This window comes from Corynebacterium pseudopelargi (genome assembly GCF_003814005.1).
GTDB lineage: Bacteria > Actinomycetota > Actinomycetes > Mycobacteriales > Mycobacteriaceae > Corynebacterium > Corynebacterium pseudopelargi.
Genome location: NZ_CP033898.1, coordinates 1,585,553 through 1,598,456, shown reverse-complemented (window position 1 = coordinate 1,598,456; position 12,904 = coordinate 1,585,553). Strand labels below are relative to the sequence as shown.

Sequence of the window (12,904 nt, the reverse complement as noted above, 5' to 3'; positions counted from 1 at the left end):
TGGGGTGCTGCGGCGTGGTTGAATGAATAAAAACACATACCTTCGGATGATTTGTTTGGAAAAAAGATGGCTATTCGGGCAAGTAGACGACAATTCCTCGGCGCAACCTCGGTAGGCGCACTCGCGGTGCTGGCCGCCTGTGGGCAAGAATCACAGGACGCACAACAACGCACAGCCCCAAAGATCGAGCCCGATGCCCGGCGCAGCTTGCCCATTCCTCCGCTGGCCAGATTCGATGCCCAGGGTGATCGCCTGAGCACGCTGCTTGTGGCCCAAACCGGCACCTCGGAGATTTTGCCTGGGGTATCCACGCCTACCTGGGGGTTTAACGGTGCTCATCTTGGGCCCACGATCAAGATGAGCCGCGGCGATAAGGTGGATCTGCGGGTGCGCAGCGCGCTTCCCGAGCGCACCTCGGTGCACTGGCACGGTGCTTTGGTGCCGGCCAAGGCCGATGGCGGGCCGCATTCTCCCATCGATCCGGGCGAGGAGTGGACGGCGAGTTTTGAGGTGGATCAGCCTGCCGCCACCATTTGGTATCACCCGCACCCTCATGGCAAAACCGGTGTGCAGGCCTATCGCGGCCTCGCCGGCATGATGATCATCGACGATGAGCACAGCAATAGCCTGGGACTTCCTAGCGAATATGGCGTTGACGATATTCCCGTGGTGTTAATGGACGCCAATATCAATGCCGATGGCAGCTTGGATGAACAAGAGGACCCAGATTTGGGCTTGCTTGGCAATATCATCCACGTCAATGGCATTGCCGATCCGGTATTTGAGGCCTCTACCCAGCGGCTTCGCCTTCGCATTCTTGATGGCTCAACCATGAGGTTTCACCGCCTGGCCTTTGAAGATGGCAGACGCTTCCAGCACATCGCCACCGACACCGGGCTTTTCGACGCCCCCCGCGAGGTCGATTCCATCATGCTGGGGCCGGGAGAACGCGCAGAAATTGTGGTGGAGCTGCAAAGCGGCGAGGAAGTGATGCTGCGATCTGTGGGCTTCGAAGATAACTTGGGCGTGCCAAAAGATGAGTTCGCACCCGATTTCCACCTTGAAGAATCCCACGATCTGCTCTTGCTGCGCGCAGAGAAGAAGCTCAAGGGCGCAAAGGATATTGCTTCGAGCTTTATTGCCCGCCCGGCGCCGAGCACCGATGGGTTGATCGAGCGCCACTTCGAGCTCAATGGCTTTGAAATCAATGGCCAAAGCATGGATATGGACCGCGTGGATCTTGTTATTGCCCATGATCAGCCCGAGATTTGGCATGTAAGCAATGGCAATAATGACTGGATTCACAATTTCCATATCCACAACAGCGCGTTCAAGGTCCTCGATGTGGACGGCACCGATGCCGAGTTCGATACCGAGGGCTGGAAAGATACGGTGACCTTGCCACCGAAGGCAAAGGTGAAACTCTTAGTCGAGTTCGGCAACCACAGCGATAATCATTACCCCTACATGTATCACTGCCACATGCTGTATCACGAGGATCAGGGGTTGATGGGGCAGTTTATGAAGATCCGCCCAGGGCAGAAGGCGGAATTGGATACCGCCTATACCAAAGAAAAAGCGGCCGGCTCAACAGAGCACGACCACTAGAAGCTTCCCTGCCAGGACTCGAACCTAGAATGACGGTACCAAAAACCGTAGTGTTGCCAATTACACCACAGGGAAACGTCGAAAAGCTTTGGGGCTTAGCGACGGGACATAAGCATACAACAATCATCAATGCTTATGAAACACCCAGGACACGATACGCTTAGAGGCCATGAGTAAGCAGCGAATGTCGGGCCGCGAACGCAGGGAACAACTCATCAGCATCGGGCGAGGTTTATTTGCCGAGCGCGGATTTGAGGGCGCCAGCGTAGAAGAGGTCGCGGCACGCGCCGGGGTATCGAAACCCGTGGTGTATCAGCATTTTGGCGGCAAAGAAGGCCTCTATGCCGTCGTCGTTGACAGGGAAATGCAATACCTCGAGCAGGTCATTACCGAATCCTTGGCGCAAGGGCGCTCCAGGGCACGCATCGAACAAGCCGTGCTGGCGCTTTTAAGCTATGTGGAACACGACACCGATGGTTTTCAGATCCTCGTGCGAGACATGGTGCCGGCAGAAGGCGAATCGCGCCCGCGCAGCTACTCCACCTTGTTAAACGACGCAGTCAATCAAGTCTCGTATATCCTGGCCAAGGCCTTTGAACGCTCCGGGCTCGACCCCGACAACGCCGTGCTTTACGGCCAAGCGCTCGTGGGCATGGTGTCCATGACGGCCCAGTGGTGGCTCGATGCGCAGGAATACTCCAAGGAGCAAGTCGCAGCGCACATCGTCAACCTCTGCTGGAATGGCCTTGCCGGAATGGAAGCGAATCCACAGCTTGGGGCTCAAAAAAATAGCGAAGCGCCCAGCACGCTTGGCCAAGCCGCTATGGCAACGCCTGCCGAAGCCGGCGATGCAACAAGCGCTCCTGCCCAAGCAGGTACCCTGAAGCGGTCCACCTAGTGGCCACCATCTAGTGCCACCGCACCCACCTTGTACGAAGCATCCTTGATGTGAGGAGATCACCAGTGGCTCAGCAGCCAGCAATGCTTGCAGGCCTACTTAAAGTAGCCGCCACCGACCCGAAACTTAAAGGCATGCTCGCCCATGTAGGCGAGCCCACCTTGCACATCACCGCGCTCGAACAGGTCCGGCCCTGGGCGGTAGCAGCGCTGGCTCACCGCGCCCCGGTGCTGGTGGTCACCCCAACCGGACGCGATGCAGAAGACCTCACCGCCGAACTCAAAGCCATGCTCGGCGAACGCGTGGCATGGTTTCCAGCCTGGGAAACACTGCCGCATGAGCGCCTTAGCCCCGCAGCAGACGTGATTGGCCAAAGAGCCAAGGTGCTTTCGCACCTGGATGAATTATCGGTGATCGTTACCGCAGCGCGCGGCTTTTGCCAGCCGCTTTTAGCCGAAAACCCAGGGCGTAGCCCGCTGGTGATCAAAGCAGAACAAGAATATGACTTTGATGCGCTGCGCCATGAACTCGTCCACCGCGCCTACTCCCATGTAGACCTGGTAGCAAAGCGAGGCGAATTTGCCACACGCGGCGGCATCTTAGACATTTTCCCCACCACCGCTGAGCAGCCGGTGCGCATCGAATTCTGGGGCGATGAGGTCAGCGAAATCCGCGAGTTCTCCGTGGCTGATCAGCGAGCCTTCCAGGGCATGACTCTGGAGGCGGTAGAGATCTTCCCGGCCAGAGAGCTGCTGATTAACCAAGAAATTGCCGCCCGCGCCGAGGCCCTTGCCCTTGAACACCAGGGCAACCCCACCTTGCAGGAGCTGCTGAGCACCATTGCCGAAGGCCAACCCGCCGCAGGGATGGAAGCGCTGATTCCCGCCTTGGTGGGTACACCCATGGTGAGCCTGCCAGAACTCATGCCCGCACATACCCATGTGGTGGTGATGGATCCGGAACGTATTCGCCGGCGCATTGAAGATCTCAAAGCCACCGACGCCGAATTCCTCGCCGCAGGTTGGGAGGCTGCCGCTATGGGGGCAGATGGCCCGGTGGCAGCCCAAGGCCTTGACCTGGAGGCCAGCTCCTATCGCAGCTATGAGGCCCTAGAAGTAGCAGCCCGCAATGCAGATCTGCCGTGGTGGACCTTCGCGCCTCCGGGGATGTTCGGGGCCGATGAACAAGCCACCTTGCCACTGGAATTTGAGCCAGGGCCTACCCCGCGAGGCGATCTAGCCAAGATCGAAGAAATGATGGCGCTGCTGCTTGCCCACACCCAGGCAGGCGGGCGCGCAGCCTTTATTGCTCCTGCCCAAGGTGCGATCAAGCGAATGCAGCAGCGCTTTGCAGAGCAGGGCATTCCAAGCAAGGTGGCAACACCTGGTTGGCAACCTTCTGCCGGTGAGGTGACCTTGTATCAGGCACTCAGCCATGCCGGGTTGATCTTTCCTAAGGTGCGAAAGGTAGCCGGGGCAGAGGCGCTGCCTTTGGTGGTGATTACCGAAACGGACTTAACAGGCAATCGCGTTGGTGATATTGCCGGGGCAAAGCGCAGGCCAGCCAAGCGCCGTAATCGTGTGGACCCTTTGGCCTTAAAGGCCGGCGACTATGTGGTGCATGAAACCCATGGCATTGGTCGATTTGTCACCATGACCGAGCGCACCATTAGCACTGGTGATGAAACCAGCCGGCGTGAATACATCGTGCTGGAATATGCCCCCTCCAAGCGTGGCCAACCGGCAGATCAACTCTTTGTACCAATGGATGCCCTAGACATGCTGAGCAAGTATGTTGGCGGCGAAAAGCCCACGCTTTCGAAGATGGGTGGCTCCGATTGGAAGAACACCAAGAAGAAAGCACGCGCGGCTGTCCGCGAAATCGCCGGCGAATTAGTCGAGCTCTACGCCAAGCGCCAGGCGGCCCCCGGGCATGCCTTTGCACCCGATAGCCCCTGGCAGCGCGAATTGGAAGATAACTTCCCCTTCGTAGAAACCGAAGATCAGATGCTGGCGATCGACGCGGTAAAAGAGGATATGGAGAAATCCTCGCCCATGGACCGCGTGGTGGTAGGCGATGTGGGCTACGGCAAAACAGAGGTGGCGGTGCGCGCAGCCTTTAAGGCGGTGCAAGACGGCAAACAGGTTGCTGTTTTGGTGCCAACCACCTTGCTTGCGCAGCAGCACTTGAGCACCTTCGAAGAACGCATGGCCGGTTTCCCGGTGACCATCCGCGGCTTGAGTCGTTTTTCTTCTCAAGCAGATGCCAAGGCCACGCTCAAGGGCTTAAGCGATGGCACCATCGACATCGTCATCGGCACGCACCGGCTGCTTCAAACCGGCGTGCAGTGGAAAAACCTCGGCCTGGTCGTGGTGGATGAGGAACAGCGCTTCGGTGTGGAACACAAAGAGCACATCAAGGCCTTGCGCAGCCACGTCGACGTGCTCACCATGTCGGCCACCCCGATCCCGCGCACCCTGGAAATGTCGATGGCTGGGATCCGAGAGATGTCTACGATCCTCACCCCGCCGCAGGATCGCCACCCCATCTTGACCTATGTGGGCACCTATGAAGAAAAGCAGGTGGCGGCAGCCATTCGCCGCGAATTGCTTCGAGATGGCCAGGTGTTTTTCGTACACAACAAGGTGGCCACCATTGAAAAGAAGGCCAAAGAGCTTCGCGATCTCGTCCCAGAGGCCCGCATCGTGGTAGCCCACGGGCAGATGGGAGAGGAGCAACTCGAACAAACGGTGCAGGGCTTTTGGAACCGCGAATACGACGTGCTGGTGTGCACCACCATCGTTGAAACGGGTTTGGATATTGCCAACGCCAACACCTTGATCGTAGAAAACGCTCACCACATGGGTCTATCGCAGCTCCACCAATTGCGTGGCCGCGTGGGTCGATCCCGCGAACGTGGCTATGCCTACTTTTTGTACCCAAAGGGCCAAACCTTAAGCGAAACCTCCTATGATCGCCTCGCCACCATCGCCCAAAATAATGACCTCGGCGCTGGCATGGCCGTGGCCATGAAGGACCTCGAGATGCGCGGCGCCGGCAATGTCTTAGGTGCCGAGCAATCCGGCCACATCGCCGGGGTGGGCTTCGACTTATATGTGCGCCTGGTGGGCGAAGCAGTAGAGGCATTCCGCGCCATGGCCGACGGCAAGGTGGTTGATGCCAGCGAACAAGGCCCGAAGGAAATCCGCATCGATCTACCCGTCGATGCCCACATTCCCGAGGACTATATTGCCGCCGAGCGCCTGCGCCTGGAGGTGTATAGGAAACTGGCCGCGGCTGCCACAGACGCCGATATTCAGGCCGTGATCGAGGAGATGGAAGATCGCTACGGCCAAGTACCTGAGCCTGTGTCGCGCCTTTTGGCCGTTGCACGTCTACGCCTGCTGGCCCGCAGTGCTGGCATTAGCGATATTGGCATGCAAGGCACCAGGATCAAGGTGCACCCGGTTGAGTTAAAAGACTCCCAGCAGGTGCGCCTGAAGCGTTTGGCACCATCGGCGACCTATCGCGCGGCCGCGAAAGCCATCCAGCTCAGCATGCCCAAGGAGGGGCCAAATATTAACGATAAGCAGCTTCGCGACGTCGCCCTGCTGCAGTGGGTAGCCGATTTCATCGCCGCGATGTTCGAAGTTGATCGGGTTAGCGTCAGTGGCGCAACCCTTGAGCCCTCGCTCGTGGTGGCGGGGACACCGGCTGCCAATGCCCCCGCTGCGCCAAGGCGCAGGAGGGTTGTAAGCAGTGATGATTTCGACGAGGAGGAGCGTCGAGAAGCAAGAAGGAAGAAGTTCCGACTGCGCTAGCGCTAGGCCGTTTGCTCAAACAATGTGCGCCCCCACCAGTCGTTTTCATCTTTCAGGCCCGGGGGCAGCGCAAAGATCGAGGAGGATTCATAGCGCACGTACTCGTTGAGCTTGTCCTTTTTAGCCAGCTTGGACTGGATGGGAATGAAGGTCTTCTCGGGCGAAGCCACAATCGCAATGAAGAACAAGCCCGCATCCAAGTGGCCAAAGCCATCGGAGCCATCGGTGAAGTTATAGGCACGCCGCAGCATGTGGTGCCCGGAATTTTCCACCGGCGAAGCCAAACGAGAGTGCGCATCTAAAGGCACCAGCGGATTGCCCTGCTCATCGCTGGCATCCAGGGGCAATGCATCGAATTCATCCTCGGCACCAAGCGGTGCACCCGTGCGCTTTTCGCGCCCAAAGGTGGCTTCCTGCTCGCGCAAGACCTGCCGATCCCAATTCTCAATCAGCATCCTGATTCGGCGGGCAATCAAATAGGTGCCACCATCGAACCAACTATTGGTGTTGTTGACCCAAATATATTGATCCAACACATCTTGATCCTCGGCCTTGACGTTATTGGTGCCGTCTTTAAAGCCGAAGAGGTTGCGTGGGGTCTGCTGGCCTTTGGTGGTAGCAGAGGCGTGGCCAAAACCGAGCTGCGACCAGCGCACCTCCACCACACCAGTGCCAACGCGGGCTAAGTTGCGCACCGCATGCACCGCCACCTGGGGATCATCCGCGCAGGCCTGGATGCAGAGATCGCCACGGGAGATCTCAGCGCGAGTCATATCGCCTGCGAAGTGGGGCAGATCTTTGAGTTCTTTTGGCTTGGCAGAGGCCAAACCGAAGCGTTGATCAAAAAGCGAGGGGCCAAAACCGACGGTGATGGTGAGGTTGGATGCGGGAAGATCATAGGCTTCGCCGGAATCTCCAGGCACGGAGGCCTGTCCTACTTCTTCCATCGCGCCGGGTTCTGCCAATTCCCCCTTGCTCATGCGCCTGGCCATTTCGGTCCAGGTTTGGAGTAAATCGGCGAGGTCTTCGCGGCTATCACTGATCACGTCGAAGGCTGCAAAGTGCAGTCTGTCTTGCTGTTTGGTGGTGATGCCAGCCTGGTGGGCACCATGGAAATCCACCACGTGATCTTTGGATTGCTTCTCTTCGGTGCTGCACGCGCTCGTGCCGATGGCGGCTGCGCCTGCAACGGCTCCCGCGAGTGCTGAAGCCCCGGTGATAAAACCTCGCCGACTTACTCGCTGGCTCACTTCTCCACGGCCTCCTGTGCTTGAGCAACCTTGGCGGTCAAGGCGTCAAGGGCGCTGGAGAGTTCTTTACGCTTTGCATCGTCGACCTTGTCGTAGCTGACAAAGCCGTCGCCTTCGCGGAGCTGACCAAGCAGGCTTTGCACCTTGCCAAATTCGGCCTGGATCTCACCGATGAGCTCGGGCTTGGTTTCGGAGAGGATCGGGGAAAGCGAATCGATGGCTGCCTTGGAGCCTTCGACGTTGGCCTGGAAATCGTAGAGGTCGGTGTGGGAGAAGACGTTTTCTTCACCGGTGATCTTGGAGGTGGAGACTTCGTCGAGAAGCTCCTGTGCACCGGCGGCGATGTCCTCGGCGCTGAGGGTGTAATCGCTGGCGTCGACCTTCTTGGCCAGTTCCTCGATATCCTTGGAGAGCTGCTGGGCGTCCTTCTTGGTGCTATCGGTGATCTTGTTTTCTACCCAGAGATCCTTCTCGATCTTGTGGAAGCCGCTCCAAGAATCGCCATCTTCAAGGTCGGCCTCACGCAGGTCAATGCGGGCGTCGAGGTCACCGAAGGATTCGGCAACAGGCTCGATGCGCTCATAAGGCTCGCGGGCAACGGGGTAGAGGCGCTTGGCTTCATCCACATTGCCGGCTTCGATAGCGGCGATGAATTCCTTGCCCACACCCTGCAGGCTGGCAACTTGGCCGCGAACGTACTCGGTGTACTTGGTTACGGCTGCTTTATGAGCTTCGGAATCTTCATCGGCTGCGTCCTTATCCGAGGTGTCATTTTGTGCCTCGGAAGACTGAACGGTGGTATCGGAAGAGGATGCCTTGGTGGTGTCGGCTTCCTCACCATTGCCGGAGCAGGCTGCCAGGGTTGCAGTAAGTGCGAGGGCAGCGGCGCTGAGTGCTGGACGGGATAGACGCATGAGGTTCCTCCTTGAGGGGAGCGACTTGAGATAGCTGTGTACAAAATAGGCAAGTAGCTAAGGCTCTACTAACCCTTAATGCTTAGCTTAGGTTTGCCTATAAGCATTTGGCGAATAGGGGGTAGGTGCGTTTGCCCACAAGCTCTATCATGGAACGCATGACCGTTTTGCTCCTAGACGCCCGATGGCCAACGCTGATTCCTTTTCAATTTGTGCCCAAACTCAAAGGCGAGGTTGTCTACACCGATGAGGTGCCCGTGACCGTGCGTTGGGATTTCGGCGATTGCGTCGCCCCAGGGGATAGCACCCTCCTGGTGAGCACCGACGAGCACGCAGCAGCCGTGCAGGAAGCCCGCGCCAAAGGCGAGGAGATCCTCGAAGTTCCCAGCCGCAACGAGGCGATGGGCCAAGCCATTCGAACGATGCAACGCGCCTTGCATCTCGGGGAGTGGGAGCAGCTTCAAACCCATGCCACGCTGGTGCCCTATCTAGAAGAAGAAACCGCAGAGCTCAAAGAGGTGATTGAGCAAGGCGGCAGTGATGAACAGCTTTGCAATGAGCTTGCCGACGTCCTCCTGCAGGTGCTCTTCCACGCCGAGATCGCCGATCGACGCGGCGCATTTGACCTCAACGACGTTGCCGCGGCCTTCGTAGCAAAACTGCAAAAGCGCGCACCGTATCTTTTCGATGGCACCACTGAAGTAGTCAGCGCCGATGAGCAGGTTCGTCTCTGGGAGGAAGGCAAACTGCGGTAGGATAGCTCGCCATGGCGAAATCAGCGCGAGGAGCAGCAGGGTGTGCAGTCGTGGTACTGCTTGCGATTGTGATGGTCATTGCGCTGGTGGGCTGGGCTCTCACGGTGATCGATGATTCGAATTCTTTGCGCCAATGGCACAAAGTGCCAGAAGATGTTCCCCCAGCCGATGCCGCAGCGGTGCCCGAAATCGACGTCAATACCCCCGGGCGCACCAGCGATAAGCTGCAATTTTGGGCAGAGCCGCTGGCAGAAAAAACGGGTATCCCCGAGGCCGCACTGCGTGCCTATGGCAACGCTGAATTAATTGCCAGGCAGTCCTACCCAGAATGTCACCTCAACTGGGGCACGCTTGCTGGCATCGGCTTTGTCGAAACCCGCCACGGCAGCTACTCCGGCCAGCTTTTTGGCAGCCGCCACATTGACGAACAAGGCTATGTGCTGCCCCCGATCGTTGGCGTTGCCCTGGATGGTTCGCCTGGGTTTGCCAAGGTAGAAGATACCGATGAAGGCAAATTAGACGGCGATACCGAATTTGATCGCGCTGTAGGTCCAATGCAGTTCATCCCCGAATCCTGGAGCGTGTACGGGCGCGACGCCAATGGCGATGGGGTAGCAGACCCAAACCAGATCGATGATGCAGCCGCCTCGGCCGCGAACCTGCTTTGCACCAAGGGTGGCGACCTGGACACACCCGAGGGCTGGGCCGCTGCGATCCGTGCCTATAACCAATCTGAGGAGTATCTGCGCAATGTTAGAAACGCCGCAGCCTCCTATGCCTTGGAGCAGCGCGCTTAAAGCCCCGCACTTAAAGCCCCACGCCTAACCCCCGCACAGAGTTTTTCCGGGTGTGTCCGAATTTTGCGCCTGGCTGCGTTAAGTGTGCAAAAACTCACGAAAATCGGGCGGTATTGTTTCCGAATTGTTGGCATAATTGGCTAGGAACACGGAATTCGGGCAAGCGAGTTGTTTGAACCCACATTCTTGTGCCGGTACATACCAAGGTCCTTGGAGCTTATTCACCGGGGCATGAAGCCCGAAGCCCGCGTAAACTGAGCGCTAGAGCGCGCCCTGTGTTCCAGGGCGGGCGAATCTAGAATCCACAACGGCTATAGGAGACCAACAGTGGCTGACATTATGCACGTATTTGCACGCGAGATTCTCGACTCCCGTGGCAACCCCACCGTAGAAGCAGAAGTATTCCTCGACGACGGCGCACACGGCGTTGCCGGCGTTCCCTCCGGTGCCTCCACCGGTGTGCACGAGGCTCACGAGCTGCGCGATGGTGGCGACCGCTACCTGGGCAAGGGTGTGCTGAAGGCAGTAGAGAACGTTAACGAGGAAATCGCTGACGCTATCGCAGGTGCCGAGGCTGATGATCAGCGCCTGATCGATATGGCCATGATCGAGCTCGACGGCACCGAGAACAAGTCTCGCCTGGGTGCCAACGCCATCTTGGGTGTGTCCATGGCCGTGGCCAAGGCTGCTGCTGAGTCTGCTGGCCTGCCCCTGTACCGCTACATCGGCGGCCCCAACGCTCACCTGCTGCCCGTGCCCATGATGAACATCGTCAACGGTGGCGCTCACGCCGACTCCGGCGTGGATGTTCAGGAGTTCATGATTGCACCTATCGGTGCTGAAAGCTTCGCCGACGCCCTGCGCATGGGTGCCGAGGTCTACCACGCCCTGAAGTCCGTGATTAAGGCCAAGGGCCTTTCCACCGGTCTTGGCGATGAAGGCGGCTTCGCTCCTTCCGTCGACTCCACCAAGGCTGCACTCGACCTGATCGTTGAGGCTATTGAGAAGGCCGGCTTCAAGCCTGGCGAGGATATCGCTTTGGCACTCGACGTTGCTTCCTCCGAGTTCTACAAGGACGGCAAGTACCACTTCGAAGGTGGCGAGCACACCGCCGAAGAAATGTCCAAGGTCTACGAGCAGCTTATCGACGAATACCCCATCGTCTCCATCGAGGATCCGCTGCAGGAAGACGACTGGGAGGGCTACACCTCCTTGACCGCCGCCATCGGCGACAAGGTCCAGCTCGTTGGCGACGACTTCTTCGTAACCAACCCTGCCCGCCTGCAAGAAGGCATTGACAAGAAGGCCGCCAACGCCCTGCTGGTGAAGGTGAACCAGATCGGCACCCTGACCGAGACCTTCGATGCCGTTGATCTTGCTCACCGCAATGGCTACCGCACCATGATGTCGCACCGCTCCGGTGAAACCGAAGACACCACCATTGCTGATCTCGCAGTGGCGCTTGGCTGCGGCCAGATCAAGACCGGTGCTCCTGCACGCTCAGAGCGCGTTGCTAAGTACAACCAGCTCCTGCGTATCGAGCAAGAGCTTGGCGATGCAGCAGTCTATGCAGGCCGCTCCGCCTTCCCGCGCTTCAAGGCCTAAGGAACACCTAGAGCCTTCAAGGCTAAATATGAGGGGCGTCACCGGCGACGGTGACGCCCCTTTGTTATTGCTGTGGCTAGAATGAATATCCTTATGAGGATCAAGAGCAAACGCGCCGTGCCGGTGGCCAATCGCAGCGAACCGGAAAAGCGTCGCCTTCGGCTGCAAGCACCATTTTCTCTAAGCGGTCTTCGTGCCCTGGTGCTTTTAGGCGTATTAGTGTTTGTCTCTTTTATGATCTACACCCCCTTAAATACCTATCTGCAGCAAAAGGCAGAGATGAAGCGGGTAGAGGCCTCGATTGCCTCTAAAGAGCAAGAAAAAGAACAGCTCATCGAAGAAATCGACCGCTACCAAGACGAGGCCTATATTCGCGAGCAAGCCAAATTACGCCTTGGTTTGGTCGAGCAGGGAGAAACAGCCTTCCGTTTGGTAGACCCAGCGTTGGAAGATGCCACGAGCGCAAACGCCAACGATGATGCCGAACTTGATCGGGAAAAGCCTTGGTATAAGGTGCTGTGGAAATCACTGGCTACTGCGCCGGTAGAAGAAGCTCCCGAGGAAGACCCAGAGATGCATCTGCCCATCGCTCCTGCCCCTGAGGAAGCAACACCTTAACTTCGCCTCATCGGCACCTCCAACGCGGTGTATTCGTGAAAGCTATGCCGCGCGTGTGAGAATGTTCGACATGAGTGTTTCCGCTAGTGATCTTCAAGCAGTAGAACAGCAACTGGGTCGCACGCCGCGTGGCGTGCTTGAGATTGCCTATCGTTGCCCCGATGGGGCACCTGGTGTAGTAAAAACTGCACCGCGCCTTGAAGATGGCACCCCGTTTCCAACCCTGTTTTACCTCACCGATCCGCGTCTTACCGCCGAGGCTTCGCGTTTAGAGGTAGCACAGGTGATGAAGTGGATGACCAAGCGCCTGGCTGAAGATGAGGAGTTGGCAGAAGACTACCGCCAAGCCCATGAGGCCTACTTGGCTGAGCGCAATGCCATTGAAGATCTCGGCACCGATTTCAGCGGCGGTGGTATGCCCGAGCGTGTGAAGTGCTTGCACGTGCTCATGGCCTACGCCCTGGCTAAAGGCCCAGGGCACGTGCGTCTGGGCACCGAGGCGGTAGCGATGGCTGCAGAACATGCGGATCTTCGCGGCACGGCTATTGCTCAGGATTGGCCAACGTGCGCCGATCTTGGCATTGATCTTGAAGGTTTTGATTTCAGCCACGCAGAAGCACCGAAGGCTTAAGAGATAT

10 protein-coding genes and 1 tRNA gene are annotated in these 12,904 nt (G+C 58.0%); 8 read left to right on the top strand and 3 right to left on the bottom strand.

The window, feature by feature from the left end; translation table 11 throughout:
- The first annotated feature begins 66 nt into the window (after positions 1-66).
- A complete protein-coding gene (locus tag CPPEL_RS07455) occupies positions 67-1,608 on the top strand; it encodes a multicopper oxidase family protein (protein WP_123960523.1) in 1,542 nt (513 codons plus the stop codon).
- 3 nt (positions 1,609-1,611) lie between these two features.
- Here CPPEL_RS07455 and CPPEL_RS07450 read toward each other — a convergent pair.
- Positions 1,612-1,683, bottom strand: a tRNA-Gln gene (locus CPPEL_RS07450).
- Positions 1,684-1,777: 94 nt separating this feature from the next.
- On the opposite strand from CPPEL_RS07450, the gene CPPEL_RS07445 reads away from it, so the two are divergent.
- Together CPPEL_RS07445 and mfd are read left to right on the top strand one after the other, a co-directional pair.
- On the top strand, positions 1,778-2,506 hold the full coding sequence (locus CPPEL_RS07445) for a TetR/AcrR family transcriptional regulator (protein ID WP_123960522.1): 729 nt from the start codon (positions 1,778-1,780) through the stop codon (positions 2,504-2,506).
- A gap of 83 nt (positions 2,507-2,589) precedes the next feature.
- Positions 2,590-6,327 (top strand): transcription-repair coupling factor, encoded by a 3,738-nt coding sequence (gene mfd / locus CPPEL_RS07440; protein WP_123961283.1) that lies wholly within the window; start codon positions 2,590-2,592, stop codon positions 6,325-6,327.
- A 2-nt stretch (positions 6,328-6,329) separates the two neighbouring features.
- Here mfd and efeB read toward each other — a convergent pair whose 3' ends face one another.
- A complete protein-coding gene (gene efeB, locus CPPEL_RS07435) occupies positions 6,330-7,577 on the bottom strand; it encodes an iron uptake transporter deferrochelatase/peroxidase subunit (protein ID WP_123960521.1) in 1,248 nt (415 codons plus the stop codon).
- Positions 7,574-8,491, bottom strand: coding sequence for an iron uptake system protein EfeO (gene efeO, locus CPPEL_RS07430; RefSeq protein WP_123960520.1), 918 nt, complete (start codon positions 8,489-8,491; stop codon positions 7,574-7,576). The genes efeB and efeO overlap by 4 nt, the downstream gene beginning before the upstream one ends.
- A 158-nt stretch (positions 8,492-8,649) precedes the next feature.
- Between efeO and CPPEL_RS07425 the strand changes: the two genes are divergently transcribed.
- From CPPEL_RS07425 to CPPEL_RS07405, 5 genes are all read left to right on the top strand, one after another.
- Positions 8,650-9,246 carry a MazG nucleotide pyrophosphohydrolase domain-containing protein gene (locus tag CPPEL_RS07425; protein ID WP_123960519.1) on the top strand — a complete coding sequence of 199 codons (597 nt, stop codon included), beginning with the start codon at positions 8,650-8,652 and terminating at the stop codon, positions 9,244-9,246.
- An 11-nt stretch (positions 9,247-9,257) separates the two neighbouring features.
- Positions 9,258-10,043, top strand: a complete 786-nt coding sequence (locus CPPEL_RS07420; RefSeq protein WP_123960518.1) for a lytic transglycosylase domain-containing protein — start codon at positions 9,258-9,260, stop codon at positions 10,041-10,043.
- A 327-nt stretch (positions 10,044-10,370) separates the two neighbouring features.
- Positions 10,371-11,648 (top strand): phosphopyruvate hydratase, encoded by a 1,278-nt coding sequence (eno, locus tag CPPEL_RS07415; RefSeq protein ID WP_123960517.1) that lies wholly within the window; start codon positions 10,371-10,373, stop codon positions 11,646-11,648.
- A 93-nt stretch (positions 11,649-11,741) separates the two neighbouring features.
- Positions 11,742-12,266 (top strand): septum formation initiator family protein, encoded by a 525-nt coding sequence (locus CPPEL_RS07410; protein WP_164470395.1) that lies wholly within the window; start codon positions 11,742-11,744, stop codon positions 12,264-12,266.
- A gap of 70 nt (positions 12,267-12,336) precedes the next feature.
- On the top strand, positions 12,337-12,897 hold the full coding sequence (locus tag CPPEL_RS07405; protein WP_123960515.1) for a DUF501 domain-containing protein: 561 nt from the start codon (positions 12,337-12,339) through the stop codon (positions 12,895-12,897).
- The last annotated feature ends 7 nt before the right edge of the window (positions 12,898-12,904 follow it).

Bases quoted from the DNA above. Each gene is read 5' to 3' on its own strand.
- CPPEL_RS07455 (WP_123960523.1), top strand. From the start codon at position 67: ATGGCTATTCGGGCAAGTAGACGACAATTCCTCGGCGCAACCTCGGTA.
- CPPEL_RS07445 (WP_123960522.1), top strand. From the start codon at position 1,778: ATGAGTAAGCAGCGAATGTCGGGCCGCGAACGCAGGGAACAACTCATC.
- mfd (WP_123961283.1), top strand. From the start codon at position 2,590: ATGCTTGCAGGCCTACTTAAAGTAGCCGCCACCGACCCGAAACTTAAA.
- efeO (WP_123960520.1), bottom strand. From the start codon at position 8,491: ATGCGTCTATCCCGTCCAGCACTCAGCGCCGCTGCCCTCGCACTTACT.
- CPPEL_RS07425 (WP_123960519.1), top strand. From the start codon at position 8,650: ATGACCGTTTTGCTCCTAGACGCCCGATGGCCAACGCTGATTCCTTTT.
- CPPEL_RS07420 (WP_123960518.1), top strand. From the start codon at position 9,258: ATGGCGAAATCAGCGCGAGGAGCAGCAGGGTGTGCAGTCGTGGTACTG.
- CPPEL_RS07410 (WP_164470395.1), top strand. From the start codon at position 11,742: ATGAGGATCAAGAGCAAACGCGCCGTGCCGGTGGCCAATCGCAGCGAA.
- CPPEL_RS07405 (WP_123960515.1), top strand. From the start codon at position 12,337: ATGAGTGTTTCCGCTAGTGATCTTCAAGCAGTAGAACAGCAACTGGGT.